Source organism: Mycobacterium deserti (assembly GCF_025345615.1).
Classification (GTDB): Bacteria; Actinomycetota; Actinomycetes; order Mycobacteriales; family Mycobacteriaceae; genus Mycobacterium; species Mycobacterium deserti.
In genome coordinates, this window is sequence record NZ_JAODWD010000006.1 from 339,144 (window position 1) to 355,741 (window position 16,598).

General features: G+C 67.4%; 13 protein-coding genes. 11 read left to right on the forward strand and 2 right to left on the reverse strand.

Annotated elements, in window-relative coordinates; translation table 11 throughout:
* The first annotated feature begins 87 nt into the window (after positions 1-87).
* The gene (locus N4S67_RS24490) at positions 88-903 is read left to right on the forward strand and encodes an HAD family hydrolase (RefSeq protein WP_260995623.1); all 816 of its coding nucleotides are present in this window, start codon (positions 88-90) and stop codon (positions 901-903) included.
* 10 nt (positions 904-913) lie between these two features.
* On the opposite strand, the gene N4S67_RS24495 is transcribed toward N4S67_RS24490, so the two are convergent.
* Together N4S67_RS24495 and N4S67_RS24500 are read right to left on the reverse strand one after the other, a co-directional pair.
* On the reverse strand, positions 914-2,530 hold the full coding sequence (locus N4S67_RS24495) for an N-acetylmuramoyl-L-alanine amidase (RefSeq protein ID WP_260995624.1): 1,617 nt from the start codon (positions 2,528-2,530) through the stop codon (positions 914-916).
* Between the two features lie 137 nt (positions 2,531-2,667).
* Positions 2,668-3,609 (reverse strand): hypothetical protein, encoded by a 942-nt coding sequence (locus N4S67_RS24500; protein ID WP_260995625.1) that lies wholly within the window; start codon positions 3,607-3,609, stop codon positions 2,668-2,670.
* A 181-nt stretch (positions 3,610-3,790) separates the two neighbouring features.
* On the opposite strand from N4S67_RS24500, the gene glf reads away from it, so the two are divergent.
* The 10 genes from glf to fadD32 all read left to right on the forward strand — a co-directional run bounded on the left by glf (position 3,791) and on the right by fadD32 (position 16,509).
* Positions 3,791-5,002 (forward strand): UDP-galactopyranose mutase, encoded by a 1,212-nt coding sequence (gene glf, locus N4S67_RS24505; RefSeq protein WP_260995820.1) that lies wholly within the window; start codon positions 3,791-3,793, stop codon positions 5,000-5,002.
* A complete protein-coding gene (locus N4S67_RS24510) occupies positions 4,999-6,933 on the forward strand; it encodes a glycosyltransferase (RefSeq protein WP_260995626.1) in 1,935 nt (644 codons plus the stop codon). The genes glf and N4S67_RS24510 overlap by 4 nt, the downstream gene beginning before the upstream one ends.
* On the forward strand, positions 6,926-7,468 hold the full coding sequence (locus N4S67_RS24515; RefSeq protein ID WP_260995627.1) for a phosphatase PAP2 family protein: 543 nt from the start codon (positions 6,926-6,928) through the stop codon (positions 7,466-7,468). The genes N4S67_RS24510 and N4S67_RS24515 overlap by 8 nt, the downstream gene beginning before the upstream one ends.
* A gap of 41 nt (positions 7,469-7,509) precedes the next feature.
* Positions 7,510-8,424 (forward strand): decaprenyl-phosphate phosphoribosyltransferase, encoded by a 915-nt coding sequence (locus N4S67_RS24520; RefSeq protein ID WP_260995821.1) that lies wholly within the window; start codon positions 7,510-7,512, stop codon positions 8,422-8,424.
* A 1-nt stretch (position 8,425) separates the two neighbouring features.
* Positions 8,426-10,501, forward strand: coding sequence for a flagellar motor control protein ZomB (gene zomB / locus N4S67_RS24525; protein ID WP_390893503.1), 2,076 nt, complete (start codon positions 8,426-8,428; stop codon positions 10,499-10,501).
* 235 nt (positions 10,502-10,736) lie between these two features.
* Positions 10,737-11,780 carry an esterase family protein gene (locus N4S67_RS24530; RefSeq protein WP_260995629.1) on the forward strand — a complete coding sequence of 348 codons (1,044 nt, stop codon included), beginning with the start codon at positions 10,737-10,739 and terminating at the stop codon, positions 11,778-11,780.
* Between the two features lie 136 nt (positions 11,781-11,916).
* Complete coding sequence (locus N4S67_RS24535) at positions 11,917-12,804, forward strand: alpha/beta hydrolase-fold protein (protein ID WP_260995630.1); 888 nt, start codon at positions 11,917-11,919, stop codon at positions 12,802-12,804.
* Between the two features lie 54 nt (positions 12,805-12,858).
* Entirely contained in the window at positions 12,859-13,353 is a 495-nt protein-coding gene (locus N4S67_RS24540; RefSeq protein ID WP_260995631.1) for a DUF732 domain-containing protein, read from the forward strand.
* An 18-nt stretch (positions 13,354-13,371) separates the two neighbouring features.
* Positions 13,372-14,385, forward strand: coding sequence for a carboxylesterase Culp6 (culp6, locus tag N4S67_RS24545; protein WP_260995632.1), 1,014 nt, complete (start codon positions 13,372-13,374; stop codon positions 14,383-14,385).
* A 234-nt stretch (positions 14,386-14,619) separates the two neighbouring features.
* Positions 14,620-16,509 (forward strand): long-chain-fatty-acid--AMP ligase FadD32, encoded by a 1,890-nt coding sequence (fadD32, locus tag N4S67_RS24550; RefSeq protein ID WP_260995633.1) that lies wholly within the window; start codon positions 14,620-14,622, stop codon positions 16,507-16,509.
* Positions 16,510-16,598 lie beyond the last annotated feature (89 nt).

Here is a 16,598-nt window from a genome sequence, read left to right on the forward strand (position 1 = left end):
GAAGGCGGATCGCCGCGATGACGACTGTGAGTAGCGAAGGCGGATCGCAGCGATGACGACGGTGAGTAGCGAAGGCGGATCGCCGCGATGACACTGCCGAGGCTCATCGCCTCCGACGTTGACGGCACCCTGCTGGACGACGACGAGAAGGTCACCCCGCGCACGCGCGATGCCGTGCGCGCCGCGGTCGAGGCCGGCGCGACGTTCGTGCTGGCTACCGGCCGGCCGCCGCGTTGGGTGCAGCCCGTCGTCGACGGGCTGGGGTTCGCGCCAATGGCGGTGTGCGCCAACGGCGCAGTGACCTACGACGCGTCGACCGACCGCATTGTGTCGGCGCGCACCTTGTCCACCGACGCGCTCGGGAAACTCGCCGAGATCGCCACCCGCCTGATTCCGGGCGCGGGCCTTGCCGTCGAGCGGGTCGGTCGCAGCGCTCACGATGCCGCGACGCCGCAGTTCGTCAGCTCACCCGGCTACGAGCACGCGTGGTTGAACCCGGACAACACCGAAGTCTCTGTCGAGGATCTGCTCAGCGCGCCCGCCGTCAAGCTGCTCATCCGCATGTCCGGTGCGCGCAGCGCCGACATGTCCGCGGCGTTGACTGGTCACGTTGGTGGCCTCGGCGAGATCACCTACTCGACGAACAACGGGCTCATCGAAGTGGTGCCGCTGGGGGTCAGTAAGGCCACCGGTGTCGAGGAGTTGGCCCGGCCGCTCGGCATCACCGCCGAGGAAGTGGTGGCATTCGGGGACATGCCCAACGATGTGCCGATGCTGCGCTGGGCCGGCCTCGGCGTTGCGATGGGTAACGCTCATCCCGAGGCGTTGGCCGCGGCCGACGAGGTCACCGTCGACAACACCGAGGACGGGGTCGCCCGGGTCCTCGAGCGATGGTGGCTCTGAGACGACGGGGTCAGCTGGGGCTGATGGGCGGGGTGAACCGCTCCAACTGGACCGGGGCGTTCTTGTCGGACTGTCTGGGCAGTTCCACCGGCACCCCGTCGATGACGCGGGTGACCGTGCCTTTCTCCCGGTCGAAATTCAGTGTGCCGTGCTGAAAGTTCTGCACGATCCACAGCGGTTCGTTGATCTCGCCGCTCGTCGGCAGGCCGAGGGCGCCGCGTTCGAAGCCGAGCGACCCCCACGCCTTGAAGATCTCGCCGGTCACCGGTTCGGCGCCGCTCTGCGGCGACCAGTACACCGCGCCGTTTTCGAAGGTGACGTAGCGCGCGCCTGCTTCACCGGAGGCCTCGAGTGACGTCGGCCTGCCCAGCGGGCTGGTCATCCCGCCCATCGACTCCCAACGCGCGAATATCGCTCCGCCCCGCATTGATTCGGCCAGATCCTCGGGTCCGGGCGGATCGTTGAACCGTGCGGCGATGTCGCGGATCTGATCCATGACCGCGTACGCGCCGTTGCCCGGGCACTCGGTGACGCCGACATCGCGGTGCGTGAAGATCGCGGGCAGCGTCGGTGTTGCGCCCTGGGGGAATTTCGCGAACGACCCGCCCGACGAGGTGAGCACGACGGTGCCCCTCGGGTTGACGCGGTCCAGACCCATGCGCCAGCCCAGCAGTCGGGCCGTGGTGCGCAGCTGAATCGGAGTCGGGGGCACGGCTTCGAAGTTGCCCATCATCGCCACACCCCACGTGTCGTGGTTGAACCCGCCGGTGTGTGCGCCTTCGACCGGTTTGGTCATACCGCCTGCCCGGCCTTCGAAGACCTGGCCGTACTTGTCCACCATCGCGTTGTAGGCGACGTCGCACCAGCCCAGGGTGCGGGTGTGGTACTCGTAGATCGACCGGACGATTCCGGCGGAGTCCTGGGGCGCGTATTCGTTGCTACCCGCGGTGTGGTGCACGATGCCCGCGCGAATCCCCCTGTCGTACCTCGGATTACCGCACCGCATCGACTCGTCTGCGCCCCACTGCGCGCGGTAGATGATGTTGGGCGGCACTCCGGGCGGGTTGACCGCCGACGGCAGCGGCAAGGTGTCCGCCGGCGCTTGGGGCGGGCTGATCAGGACCGCGTTGAGGTTCTGCCCGATCGGTTGCTCGACGTTGGCGGGGACGTAACCGAGTCCCGGTTCGCTCTGCTTGGGCGTCGAGCGGGTGGTCGGCGCATGGGGCGGACGGGTGACGGCGATCTGCACGGTGGTGGTCTGACCGACGAAGACCGGTTCGGTGCCGCGCAGGGCCGGTCCCTCGGACGCAGGGCCCACGCCTTCAAGCGTTTCGGCTTGGTACCACGGCCCCCAGGTGCCGTCGGGCTTCTTGGCCCGGATGCGCGCCGAGGTGCCTGCGAGGTCATCAGCGGTCAGCGCGACGAGCGAGAACGGCGTCGGTTGGGAGATCTCGCGGACGGTTTCCCCGCCACCGAGACCGGTCAGCGGCTGTTCGCTCAGCTGTGGCGCCTCGGCCGCCGAGCGGTCGTCCTCCCCGGGAATCCCGGTGATCGCCCACGGCAGCATGACGACCGTTGCCGCTATCGCGGTGAACAGTATCGACGGCGCAGGACGGCGGCACGGCACGCACCGATGTTACGTATGTGTCAGTTGTTACGGATGTTTCGACACGGCGGGTCGCGGCGGAAAAAATCGAATTGACCTGCAACGGCACCGCAGAGCGTGAACTCAGCCTCTGCGGTGCCGTCAGGTGACAGGCTTCCTCAGGCGCCGGGGACCGGCGCGGGTCCTGCGCCGGGCATCGGCGGCGCGCCCGCTGGAGCTCCGGCGACGGCGGGCGTACCCGGCGGCTTGACCGCAGACATGATCGCTGGCATCACCATGCCCTTGAGCAGGTCGATCGCCTGACCTGCGCCGAGCTGATTGGCCATGCTCGACAGGTCGCCGACGATGCCGCCGCTGCCGGTGCTCGCCGCAGGCATCGCGGCCAGCGACGGGTCGCCGAGGATCGGGTAGGAGCCCGCGGCCGGATCGAGACCGATCGGTGCGGAGATCGGCACCTCGCTGGGGGCGGGCAGGCTGCCGGTCGAGACCGGCGTCAGGGCCGCCGGGTCGAGGCCGGTCGCGGGCGGGGTCGACAGCCCCGGCGCGGTCAGATCCGGCGTGGTCGGCACGGCACCCAGCGGCGACGTACCGGCAGGGCTGGTCAGCGCGGGATTGGTCAGCGCCGGGTTCGACAGGGCCGCGTCGGTCAGTGGCGCGAGCGAGGTGCTCGGCGTGGTGAGCCCGGGCGTGCTCAGGGCGGGCGTATCGAGTCCCGGTGTGGTCAGGCCAGGTGTCGTCAATCCCGGCGTGGTGAGGCCCGGCGTGGTGAGGCCCGGTGTGGTGAGGCCGGGTGTGGTCAGCGCCGGAGACGTCAGCCCCGGGCTGGTCAGCCCTGAGGGTGCAGCACCCGTCCCCGTCAGCACACCGGTCGGCATCGGCGGCATGTTGATCCCGAACTGCGACAGCCCCTGCGACAGCGCTGACATCAACTCATTGGGCAGGTCGGTGATCATCGCGGCCTGGACGAATTCGCGCTGCTGGGGCGCGGTGGTGCTGTCGGACAGCTCAGTCACGGCGATTACGGCGGCTGGACTCGCGACTGCCAGGGCAACGACTGCGCTCGTGGCTGTCGACAGCCTGCGACGGCGTTGGTTCGGCACGGAAGTCTCCTCAATACATGGACTACGTCTGGTACGTGCAACGGTGTCGACGGTACTGATGTGACTAGTGAGACTGAAGTGACGATGCGGAATCGTGAGCCGATCGAAACCTTCGGCCGTTCGGCTTCCGGCTCTCTGCTGGTCTGTCGGATTCGGGGCCGACGGTCTGGTTCCGATACCCTTGCTGCCGATGACAGCTCGTTTCGACCTCTTTGTCGTCGGTTCCGGATTCTTCGGCCTGACGATTGCCGAGCGCGTGGCGACGCAGCTGGGCAAGCGCGTCCTGGTCGTCGACCGAAGATCGCACATCGGCGGCAATGCGTACTCCGAACCCGAACCCCAGACCGGCATCGAGGTGCACCGTTACGGCGCGCACCTCTTCCACACCTCCAACCAGCGGGTGTGGGACTACGTGCGGCAATTCACCGAGTTCACCGGCTACCAACATCGTGTGTTCGCCATGCACGACGGGCAGGCCTACCAGTTCCCGATGGGGCTCGGCCTGGTCTCCCAGTTCTTCGGCCGGTATTTCTCCCCCGACGAGGCGCGCAAGCTGATCAGGGAACAGGCGGCCGAGATCGAGACCGCCGACGCGCAGAACTTCGAGGAGAAGGCCATCTCGCTGATCGGCCGGCCGCTGTACGAGGCGTTCATGAAGAACTACACCGCCAAGCAGTGGCAGACCGATCCCAAGGAGCTGCCGGCGACCACCATCACCCGGCTGCCCGTGCGCTACACGTTCGACAACCGCTACTTCAATGACACCTACGAGGGCCTGCCGGTCGACGGGTACACCGCGTGGCTGGAGAACATGGCCGCCGATGACCGCATCGAGGTGCGGCTGGACACCGACTGGTTCGACGTCCGCGACGGGCTGCGGGCCGAAAGTCCGGACGCCCCGGTGGTCTACACGGGCCCGCTGGACCGCTACTTCGATTACGCCGAAGGCCGGTTAGGCTGGCGGACATTGGATTTCGAGCTCGAAGTGCTCGACACCGGCGACTTCCAGGGCACACCGGTGATGAACTACAACGACCCCGACCCGCCCTACACGCGGATTCACGAGTTCCGGCACTTCCACCCCGAGCGCGCGTATCCGACTGACAAGACGGTGATCATGCGGGAATTCTCGCGCTTCGCCGAAGACGACGACGAGCCGTACTACCCGATCAACACCGAGACCGACCGGACCGTGCTGGCTGCCTACCGGGCGCGGGCCAAGACCGAAACTGTTTCGCAGAAGGTACTTTTCGGCGGCCGACTGGGCACCTATCAGTACCTCGACATGCACATGGCGATCGCCAGTGCACTGAACATGTATGACAACACCCTCGCGCCGCACCTGCGGGACGGCGCGCCACTGAGCGACAGCACAGAAAGCAGTAGCGCATGAGCGACATCCCGTCCGGCGCCCTCGACGCCGGCGACTCGCGGGCGGTCAGTCTGCTGGCGCGTGTCATCCTCCCGCGTCCCGGCGAACCGCTCGACGTCCGCAAGCTCTACATCGAGGAATCGGACACCAACGCCCGCCGCGCGCACGCGCCGGAACGCACCAGGCTGGAGATCGGTAGCGAGTCCGAGGTGTCGTTCGCGACGTACTTCAACGCGTTCCCGGCCAGCTACTGGCGACGGTGGTCGATCCTCGATTCGGTCGTGCTGCGCGTCGAACTCACCGGCACCGCACGTATCGACGTCTACCGGTCCAAGGCCACCGGCGCCCGAATCACAGTCGGCGGCGCACCCATTTCCAGCGGCGATTCGGCGGAACCCGCGACCGTCGAGTTCGAGGTCGACCTGTCGCCGTTCGAAGACGGCGGCTGGATCTGGTTCGACATCACGACCGACAGCAACGTCACGTTGCACCACGCCGGCTGGTACGCGCCGATTGCCGCGCCGGGCCGGGCTAACGTCGCGGTCGGCATCCCCACGTTCAACCGCCCGTCGGATTGCGTGAACGCGCTGGCCGCGCTGACCTCTGATCCGTTGGTGGACAACGTGATCAGCGCGGTCATCGTGTCGGACCAGGGCAACCAGAAGGCCAAGGACCATCCCGGCTTCGACGCGGCCGCGGCGGCGCTGGGCAACCGGCTCTCGGTGCACAACCAGCCGAACCTGGGTGGTTCCGGCGGTTACAGCCGGGTCATGTACGAGGCGCTGAAGAACACCGACTGCGAACAGATCCTGTTCATGGACGACGACATCCGTATCGAGCCGGACTCGATACTGCGGGCGTTGGCCATGAACCGGTTCGCGAAGACGCCGACGCTGGTCGGCGGGCAGATGCTCAACCTGCAGGAGCCGTCGCACCTGCACGTGATGGGTGAGATGGTCGACTCGACGAACTTCATGTGGACCAACGCGCTCAACACCGAATACGACCACAACTTCGCCAAATACAAGCTCAACGACGAAGACGAGTACCGCAGCAGGCTGCTGCACCGGCGCATCGACGTCGACTACAACGGCTGGTGGATGTGCATGATCCCGCGGCAGGTCGCCGAGGAACTCGGCCAGCCGCTGCCCCTGTTCATCAAGTGGGACGACGCCGACTACGGGCTGCGCGCCGGCGAGCACGGGTACCCGACGGTCACGCTGCCCGGAGCGGCCATCTGGCACATGGCGTGGAGCGACAAGGACGACGCCATCGACTGGCAGGCGTACTTCCACCTGCGCAACCGCTTGGTCGTCGCTGCCCTGCACTGGGACGGCAACGTGTCCGGGCTGCTCGCCAGCCACCTCAAAGCCACCATAAAACACCTTCTGTGCCTTGAGTATTCGACCGTCGCGATCCAGAACAAGGCGATGGACGACTTCCTGGCCGGCCCGGAGCACATCTTCTCGATTCTGGAGTCGGCACTGCCCGACGTGCGCGCCATGCGACAGCAGTACCCCGACGCGGTGGTGCTTCCGAGCGCGACGGCGCTGCCGACGCCCTCGGACAAGCGCTGGCGCAGGAAGGTCAAGATTCCCGTCGGCCCAGTGGCGATCTCGGTGCGCCTGCTCCGTGGGGTTCTCCACCAACTCAAGGCGCACGATCCCGAGCACCATCGACGTCCGCAGATCAATGTGGCGACTCAGGACGCCCGGTGGTTCTCGCTGAGCAGGGTCGACGGCGTCACGGTCACCACCGCCGACGGCCGCGGTGTCGTCTACCGGCAGCGCGACCGCGCGAAAGCGGCTGCGCTGCTTCGTGCTTCGCTCCTGCGCCAGATCCGGCTCGGACGCAAGTTCAACCGCATGCGCAAGGTCTATCGCGAGGCCCTTCCGGTGCTCTCGAGCAAGCAGAAGTGGGAGACAGTGCTGCTCGAGTCTGCTGATGCCTGAGAGCCCGCGGGGCGAGGACGCCGCGCTGGTCGCCGTGCAGTCGGCGCTGGCCGATCGCCCCGGCGTGCTTGCCGGTGCGCGCGCCCTGTCGCATTTCGGCGAGCACAGCGCGGGTTGGCTCGCCGTCGCGGCTCTCGGGTGGCTGCTGCAGCCTCGCCGTCGCCCAGCGTGGCTCGCGGTGGGCCTGGGTGCGTTCGGCGCGCATGCTGCGGCCGTGGTGATCAAGCGCCTCGTCCGGCGCAAGCGTCCGCACCATCCGGCGATCGCCGTGAACGTCGGCACCCCGAGCGCGCTGAGTTTCCCGTCGGCCCACGCGACGTCCACCACCGCGGCATCGCTGCTGCTGGCCCGCACAATCGGGTCGCCGCTGCCGTTGGCAGTCGTGCCCCCGATGGCGTTGTCGCGATTGGTGCTCGGCGTGCACTACCCCACCGACGTGCTGACCGGAGTAATGGTCGGGGCGGCCGTCGCGCAGACGGTCGACACGATCGCGCAACGGGCGACCTTCGGGCACGCGAGGAGCAGAAGAATCTGATGAGCATCTCGAGGGACAGCAGCGCGGAGAGCGCGCGGCCGGTGAGTGAGGATCCCGTGCCGGACAAGGGGCCGCCCCGCAACCTGGCGACCGGCGTCGTCAAGGCGATCCGTCCGCGCCAATGGGTGAAGAACCTGTTGGTGCTCGCTGCGCCGATCGCGTCGTTCGGCGGCGACGTGCGCTACGACTACCGGGAAGTCGCGATCAAGATTCTGATCGCCTTCGTCGCGTTCTCGCTGGCCGCATCGTGCATCTACCTGGTCAATGACGCGCGCGACGTCGAAGCTGACCGCCAGCATCCGACGAAGCGGTTCCGGCCCATCGCCGCCGGGGTGGTGCCCGAGTGGCTGGCCTACACCCTCGCGGTGGTGTTGGGCGCTGCGGCGCTGGGGATCGCCTGGCTTGCGGCGGCGAACCTCGCGCTGGTGATCGCGGTGTACATCGCGATGCAGCTCGCATATTGCTTCGGCCTCAAACATCAAGCAGTGCTGGATATCTGCATTGTGTCGTCGGCGTACCTGATCCGCGCCATCGCGGGCGGCGCGGCCGCGGGCATACCGCTGTCACAGTGGTTCCTGCTGGTGATGACGTTCGGATCGCTGTTCATGGTGGCCGGAAAGCGCTATGCCGAACTGCAACTCGCGGAACGGACAGGCGCGAGGATCCGCAAGTCGCTCGAGAGCTATACCGCGTCCTACCTTCGTTTCGTGTGGACCGTTGCGGCCACGGCCATGGTGGTCTGCTACAGCCTGTGGGCCTTCGAGCGCGACGGCGCGAACGCGTCGTGGTACGCGGTCACGATCATCCCGATCACCATTGCGATTCTGCGCTACGCGGTCGATGTCGACGGCGGCATGGCCGGTGAGCCCGAGGAGATCGCGCTGAAAGACCGGGTGCTGCAGCTGCTGCTGCTCGCGTGGATCGGGACCATCGGTGCCGCAGTCCTCCTCGGCTGAGATGACACGCCGCCTGCGCACAGGAGCGAGTGCGCGCGGCATGGTCGCGGGCAGCGCTGCGCGCTGGCCGGCGTTTCCGTACGACGCGACGGTTCGGCTGAGCCTGTTGGCCAGTGTCGTCGTCGTCGCCGCGCTGTTCGGGTGGGGGGCCTGGCAGCGGCGCTGGATCGCCGACGACGGCCTCATCGTGCTGCGCACCGTGCGGAATCTGTTGGCGGGCAACGGTCCGGTGTTCAACGCAGGCGAGCGGGTCGAGGCCAACACGTCGACGATCTGGACCTATCTGATCTACCTCGGCGGGCTGATCGGCGGGCCCGTGCGGTTGGAGTACGTCGCGCTGTACCTCGCGCTGGCGCTGAGCATCCTCGGCGTGGCGCTGGCCATGATGGGTGCGGCCCGGCTGTACGCCCCGAGCCTGCAGGGCCGGCGGGCGCTGATCGTGCCCGCAGGCGCGCTGGTCTACATCGCGGTGCCCCCGGCCCGCGACTTCGCCACCTCGGGCCTCGAAAACGGTTTGGTGCTGGCCTATCTCGGCCTTTTGTTCTGGATGATGGTGCGCTGGTCGCAGACCCTGCGCGCATTGCGCTCCATGCCGCCGCTGGCCCCGCAAGGCGGACCCCCGACAATCCGGCGCCAGCCCATCGGACCGCCGCCGCCGCAGCAGCAGCAGCGCAACGCCGACAGCCCGCTGTCGGATGCCGCACTGGCTTTCGTCGCCGGGCTGAGTGTGCTGATCCGCCCGGAACTCGCACTGATCGGTGGCGTGGCGTTGATCATGATGCTCGTTGCGGCGCGCGGCTGGCGCCGGCGGGGACTGATCATCGCCGCGGGCGGGCTCATTCCGGTGGCCTACGAGATCTTCCGAATGGGTTACTACGGCTTGCTGTTTCCGGGTACCGCGTTGGCCAAGGACGCCTCAGGCGCCAAGTGGTCGCAAGGATTGGTGTATCTGGCCAACTTCAACTCGCCCTACCTGTTGTGGGCGCCCGCGATCTTGCTGATCGGGCTGGCGGGCGTGGTGATGGTCTCGCGCGGCAACCCGTGGTGGCGGCGCCGCGCGGTCGCGCCGGGGTACGGATGGTTCGCCCGCACGGTGCAGAGCCCCGCCGCCGTTGTGACCTTCATGGTCGTCAGCGGACTACTCCAAGCGGTGTACTGGATCCGTCAGGGCGGCGACTTCATGCACGGCCGGGTGCTGTTGACACCGTTGTTCTGTCTGCTGGCTCCCGTCGCGGTGATCCCCGTTGTGCTACCCGACGGCACCCGAATGGCCCGCGGCGCAGGGTATCTGTTCGTCGGCGCAACGAGCGTGCTGTGGCTGGCCGTCGTGGGTTGGGCGCTGTGGGCGGCCAATTCGCCCGGCATGGGGCCCGACGCCACCCGCGTCACCTATTCCGGCATCGTCGACGAGCGCCGCTTCTACGCCCAGGCGACGGGCAACGCGCACCCGGTGACGGCCGCCGACTATCTGGACTATCCGCGCATGCGCGCGGTGCTCGAAGCCATCGAGAACACACCCGACGGCGCGCTCCTGCTGCCCGCTGGCAACTACGACCGGTGGGACGTGGTGCCCGCGGTTCCGCCGCCGCCGGACGCCACGCCGCAGGAACGCGAAAACAGGCCGCACACAGTGTTTTTCACCAACCTGGGGATGCTCGGCATGAACGTGGGCCTCGACGTACGGGTCATCGACCAGATCGGTCTGGCCAATCCCTTGGCGGCGCACACCGCGCGCCTGGAGGACGGTCGCATCGGCCACGACAAGAACCTGTTCCCCGACTGGGCCATTGCCGAGGGTCCGTTCCTCAAGGAGCCGCCGTTCATTCCCCCCTACGTCGACAAGGAGTGGGTCAGGCAGGCCGAGGTGGCATTGGAGTGCCCGGCGACCGACGCGATGCTGACCTCGATCCGCGGTCCGATGGGGCCGCGCCGGTTCCTGTCGAATCTGGTGCACGCGTACCAGTTCACGCAGTACCGCATCGACCGGGTGCCGCTCTATGAGCTCGAACGCTGCGGGCTTCAGAGGCCGGAACCGGCCGAGCCGCCTTATACGGGCATGCCGGCGACCGGACCGTGAAAGGAATCCGTCACATTCGGTAACACGGCAGGAGCGCCAGGACGATAAGCGAACCGCATATCGCTCTTCCTGCGAATTCGGTGTCGCCGCATGACCTCAACTATGTGGTGGTGACCAGGGGAGACAGATGCTGAGGAGAGGAATCAGACGATCGTGTGGTCTACTACACGGGTTACGCGGCTAGGTCCGAGGAGACGTCCGCGTGCGGCATTCGACAGATGGGATAGGTAGAAGCATGAAGTTCGTTGGCAAGATCCGGGATACCTGGATCCGCCGGCTTGCGGGGGCTGCCATGGCTGCCGCTGTGTTGCCAGGTTTGGTCAGTGCCGTCGGAGGCTCCGCCACCGCAGAGGCTTTCTCTCGTCCGGGTCTGCCGGTCGAGTACCTTCAGGTTCCGTCCGCTGGGATGGGACGCAACATTCTGGTCCAGTTCCAAAACGGTGGGCCGAACGCGCCGGGCGTCTATCTGCTCGACGGCCTTCGTGCCCGCGATGACTTCAACGGCTGGGACATCGAGACCGCGGCCTTCGAGTGGTACGTGGACTCGGGCCTCGCGGTAATCATGCCGGTCGGCGGCCAGTCCAGCTTCTACAGCGACTGGTACAAGCCGGCGTGCGGTAAGGCGGGCTGCAGCACCTACAAGTGGGAGACGTTCCTCACCTCTGAGCTGCCCTCGTACCTGGCCGCCAACAAGGGCGTGAACCCGAACCGCAACGCGGCCGTCGGCCTGTCGATGGCCGGTTCGTCCGCGATGACGCTGTCGATCTACTACCCGCAGCAGTTCCAGTACGCAGCCTCGCTGTCGGGCTTCCTGAACCTCTCCGAGGGCTGGTGGCCGATGCTGGTCGGCATGTCCATGGGTGACGCGGGCGGCTACGAGTCCGAGGACATGTGGGGCCCGTCGAGCGATCCGGCGTGGAAGCGCAACGACCCGATGGTCAACATCGACAAGCTGGTCGCCAACGGCACCCGCATCTGGGTGTTCTGCGGTAACGGCAAGCCTGCCGACATCAACGGCACCGGTGTCGCGGCGGGCGACAACTTCAACGCGAAGTTCCTCGAGAGCTTCACGCTGCGGACCAACGAGACCTTCCAGGAGCAGTACATCGCCGCGGGCGGCAAGAACGGCGTGTTCAACTTCCCGCAGGCCGGTACGCACAGCTGGGAGTACTGGGGTCAGCAGCTGAACCAGATGAAGCCGGACATCCAGCGCGTGCTGGGTGCCACCCCGCAGCCGTCGACTCCGGTCGCGGCCGAGGCTCCGGCCCAGGGCGGCTAAGCGCCTCACCAGATACACCGCCGACGGCGGCGATCCTCACGGGTCGCCGCCGTCAGCCATTTCCGGGGCAGCCCGTGGTTCGGGTGTGATTGACTACCGAGCGCGGGGACAGCTGACGAGACGTGAGGTGGGGTAGATGCGCGGGTTGATACGAACGCTGCTGACGGTGGTGCTGACCGCGGGCCTGTGGACGGCCGGCACCTCCGTGGCGCCTACCGCGAGCGCCCAGGTCGAGATGTTGATGGTCCCCTCGGCGGCGATGGGCCGCAGTATCCCCGTGGCGTTCCAGGGCGGCGGCCCGCACGCAGTCGTCCTCCTCGACGCCTTCAACGCCGCACCCGACGTGAGCAACTGGGTGACCGCGGGCAATGCGATGAATGTCTTTGCCGGGACCGGCGTCTCGGTGGCCGCTCCCGCGGGCGGCGCGTGGAGCATGTACACCAACTGGGAGCTCGACGGCAGCCGCCAGTGGGAGACGTTCCTGGCCGACGAGCTGCCCAACTGGCTGGTCGCCAACAAGGGCCTCGCGCCCAGCGGGCACGGCGTCGTCGGCGCGGCACAGGGTGGCTACGGCGCGATGGCGCTGGCGACGTTCCACCCGGATCGCTACCGCTACGCCGGCTCGCTGTCGGGCTTCCTCGCACCCGAGCGCACCGGCGTCGACGGTGCGATCACCGCGGGCCTGGCGAAGTACGGCGGCGTCGAGACCCGCAACATGTGGGGCCTGCCCCAGCTCGGCCGCTGGAAGTGGCATTCGCCGAACGTCCACTCTCAGCTTCTGTCGGACAACAACACTCGCTTGTGGGTGTGGAGCGCGGGTCCCGGCGCCGGCTGCGATGCGCCGGCGATGATCGACTACTGCGACATCGCCCAGGGCACGAACCGCGAGTTCTACCAGCGTTACCGCTCCAACGGCGGGCACAACGGACACTTCGACTTCCCGGCCGGCGGCAGCCATGACTGGGGCTCGTGGAGCGGACAGCTGGCGGCGATGTCCGGCGAACTCGTCGCCACGATCAAGTAGCGCGTCCCGGTTTCGCCAACGGGGCCCGGCTGTCACAGCCGGTACCTTGGAGTCGTGCATCAAGCGGTTCGGCGCGGAGCCGGTTCGGCAACGCCGATCCGGGTGTGGTCGGCGACCTCATTTCTCGCCGCGTCTGCCGCCGTGCTGGTCGCCGGATGCTCAGGCGACGACGTGATGGCCACCATCGGGTTGCCCACGTCCGAGACCTCACCGGCGCACGGCCAGGCGGGTGCGGCGCCGCCGGGGCCGCCGTCGCACAGCAGTCACTCGAACGCCTTGATCGTGACCCCGAGCCAGCGCGCCTACCTGGATGCGTTGAAGGCCGAAGGGGTCACCCCCTCGAGCGACCTGCTGGCGCTGAGCATCGGGTCCTACGTGTGCCAGGCTCGCGCGGCCAAGCAGAGCGACCAGGCGGTGTGGGACTACGTCGTGCCGATGGTGCGCAACGACGTCCGCGACGACGACTTCGCCGCCATGGCACCCTCGACCGCCGAGGTGAACGCCGCCACCGCCGACTACATTCGCATCGCGACCGACCGTCTCTGCTAGCAGGAGCACCCGACATTCATGGCCAATACCAATCGGCGGAAACGCCACCGCATCCTCGCGCTCGTCGCAGCCGGGGCGATGGCGCTCGTGGTGGTGCTGATCGTGGCGATCGTCGTCGTCGTGCTGCGCAAGCCCGACACGCCGCCGAGCGCCGTACCGCCCAGTGCGGTACCGCCCACGGGTGCGCCCGGAGCGCCGACGAAGAAGCCGCGTCCTGAGTTCCAGGACGCCAGCTGCCCGGACGTCCAGCTGATCTCGATTCCCGGCACGTGGGAGTCGTCGCCCGCGATGGATCCGTTCAATCCCACGCAGTTCCCGATCGCGCTGCTGCTCAACGTCACCAACCCGATCCGCCAGCAGTTCGACAACAGCCGGCTCGAGGTCTTCACCGTTCCCTACACCGCGCAGTTCCACAATCCACTGTCGGCCGACAAGCAGATGTCCTACAACGACAGCCGCGCCGAGGGCACCCGGGCCGCGGTCAAGGCGATGACGGACATGAACAACCGCTGCCCGTTGACCAGCTACGTGCTCGTCGGCTTCTCGCAGGGTGCGGTGATCGCCGGCGATATCGCCAGCGACGTCGGCAACGGGCGCGGACCCGTCGACGAGGACCTGGTGCTCGGGGTGACGCTGATCGCCGACGGCCGCAGGCAGGAGGGTGTGGGCCTGGACGTCGGTCCCAACCCCGACGGCCAAGGCGCCGAGATCACGCTGCACGAGGTGCCCACGCTGTCGGCGCTCGGCCTGACGATGTCGGGACCGCGTCCGGGCGGGTTCGGCATGCTCAACAACCGCACCAATGAGATCTGCGCGACCGGCGACCTGATCTGCTCGGCGCCGGAATCGGCGTTCAACATCACCCAGCTGCCCAGGACGCTCGAGGTGCTCAGCGGCGGCGCTGGCCAACCCGTGCACGCGATGTACGCCACGCCGCAGTTCTGGAATCTCGACGGTGCGTCGGCCACGCAGTGGACACTGGGATGGGCGCAGAGTGTGATCGATAACGCTCCGCGACCAAAACATGGCTGACACGTGATGTGGGGCGGTTTGGTCTGCGACAAGCCGTCGCCTAACATTAAGAAGAAACTAAGAGTGGTGACCGACGGCTGAACCGAAAGTCCAGGTCAGACACGCGATTCGGCAGCGCACGCAGATGCCCCGGTACGATCTCGGGGTTTGGGTTCGCGCGGTCTTCATGACTGCAGCGTCCCGACGGCGCGCGAATCTGCGTCGTGACGAATGTGGCTTCGACAGGAGTGTGAGATGGCCTTCCATAACCCGTTCATCAAGGACGGACTGATCAAGTTCCCGGACAACGGAAGCTTGGTCAAGCACGTCGAACGATGGGCGAAGGTGCGTGGAGACAAACTCGCCTACCGCTTCATCGACTTCTCGACCGAGCGTGACGGGGTCGAGCGCGACCTGAACTGGGCCGACTTCGGCGCGCGCAACCGCGCGGTCGGCGCCCGGCTGCAGCAGGTGACCGAGCCCGGCGACCGCGTCGCCATTCTCTGCCCGCAGAACCTCGAATACCTCGTGGCGTTCTTCGGCACCCTGTACTCCGGTCGCATCGCCGTTCCGCTGTTCGACCCCAACGAGCCGGGTCACGTCGGCCGCCTGCACGCCGTCCTCGACGACTGCCATCCGACCGCGATCCTGACCACCACCGAGGCGGCCGAAGGCGTTCGGAAGTTCTTCCGCTCCCGCCCCGCCAACCAGCGCCCACGCGTCATCGCTGTCGACGCCGTGCCCAACGAGGTCGGTGCCACCTGGGTGCCGGTCGATGTCGAGCACGACACCATCGCTTACCTGCAGTACACCTCGGGTTCCACCCGCATCCCGACCGGCGTGCAGATCACCCACCTGAACCTGGCGACCAACGTGGTTCAGGTGATCGAGGCGCTCGACGGCCAGGAAGGCGACCGGGGCGTGTCGTGGCTGCCGTTCTTCCACGACATGGGCCTGATCACGGTGTTGCTGTCGCCGATGATCGGCCACTACATCTCCTTCATGACCCCGGCCGCATTCGTGCGCCGGCCGGGCCGGTGGATCCGCGAACTCGCGCGCAAGGAGGGCGACACCGGCGGCACCATCTCGGTCGCGCCGAACTTCGCGTTCGATCACGCCGCGGCGCGCGGTGTCCCCAAGGACGGCGAGCCGCCGATGGATCTGTCCAACGTGAAGTGCATCCTCAACGGCAGCGAGCCGATCTCTGCCGCCACGGTGCACAGGTTCAACGAGGCATTCGGCCCGTACGGGTTCAAACCGCAGGCCATCAAGCCCTCCTACGGGCTGGCCGAGGCGACACTGTTCGTGTCCACCACACCGATGAACGCCGAGCCCAGGATCATCCACGTCGACCGCGACGAATTGAACAACCACCGCTTCGTGCAGGTACCCGACGATTCGCCGAAGGCCGTCGCGCAGGCGGGCGCGGGCAAGATCGGCGTCGCGGAGTGGGCGGTGATCGTCGACAACGACACCGCCACCGAACTTCCCGACGGCCAGATCGGCGAGATCTGGATCAGCGGTCAGAACATGGGCACCGGGTACTGGGGCAAGCCGGAGGAGACCGTGGCTACGTTCCAGAACATCCTGAAGTCGCGGACCAGTCCGTCGCATGCCGAAGGCGCAACCGACGACGCGACGTGGGTGCGCACCGGCGACCTCGGCGCCTACCACGAGGGCGAGCTCTACATCACCGGCCGTACCAAGGATCTGGTGATCATCGACGGCCGCAACCACTACCCACAGGACTTGGAGTACTCCGCGCAGGAAGCCACCAAGGCGCTGCGCACCGGCTTCGTCGCCGCCTTCTCGGTGCCGGCCAATCAGCTGCCGGACGAGGTCTTCGAGAACGCCCACTCCGGGCTGAAGCGCGATGCCAACGACACGTCCGAGCAGCTCGTCATCGTGGGTGAGCGCGCCCCCGGTGCGCACAAGCTCGACATGGGCCCGATCGCCGACGACATCCGCGCCGCGATCGCCGTGCGTCACGGCGTCACTGTGCGCGACGTGCTGCTGACCCCCGCAGGCGCCATTCCGCGCACCTCGAGCGGCAAGATCGGCCGTCGCGCCTGCCGCGCGGCCTACCTCGACGGCAGTCTGCGCACCGGGAAGGTGGCCAACGCGTTCCCCGACGAGACAGACTGAGATGGCTGACACACAAGACAATTCACCCCTGACCGGCGACGAGATCCAGCTGACGTCCGAACCACCGACATCCCAGGAGTCCGATGTCG

Excerpts from the sequence above, each read along its gene's own strand:
- fadD32 (WP_260995633.1), top strand. The coding sequence starts at position 14,620 with ATGGCCTTCCATAACCCGTTCATCAAGGACGGACTGATCAAGTTCCCG.
- N4S67_RS24515 (WP_260995627.1), top strand. The coding sequence starts at position 6,926 with ATGCCTGAGAGCCCGCGGGGCGAGGACGCCGCGCTGGTCGCCGTGCAG.
- N4S67_RS24490 (WP_260995623.1), top strand. The coding sequence starts at position 88 with ATGACACTGCCGAGGCTCATCGCCTCCGACGTTGACGGCACCCTGCTG.
- zomB (WP_390893503.1), top strand. The coding sequence starts at position 8,426 with ATGACACGCCGCCTGCGCACAGGAGCGAGTGCGCGCGGCATGGTCGCG.
- culp6 (WP_260995632.1), top strand. The coding sequence starts at position 13,372 with ATGGCCAATACCAATCGGCGGAAACGCCACCGCATCCTCGCGCTCGTC.
- N4S67_RS24530 (WP_260995629.1), top strand. The coding sequence starts at position 10,737 with ATGAAGTTCGTTGGCAAGATCCGGGATACCTGGATCCGCCGGCTTGCG.
- N4S67_RS24510 (WP_260995626.1), top strand. The coding sequence starts at position 4,999 with ATGAGCGACATCCCGTCCGGCGCCCTCGACGCCGGCGACTCGCGGGCG.
- N4S67_RS24535 (WP_260995630.1), top strand. The coding sequence starts at position 11,917 with ATGCGCGGGTTGATACGAACGCTGCTGACGGTGGTGCTGACCGCGGGC.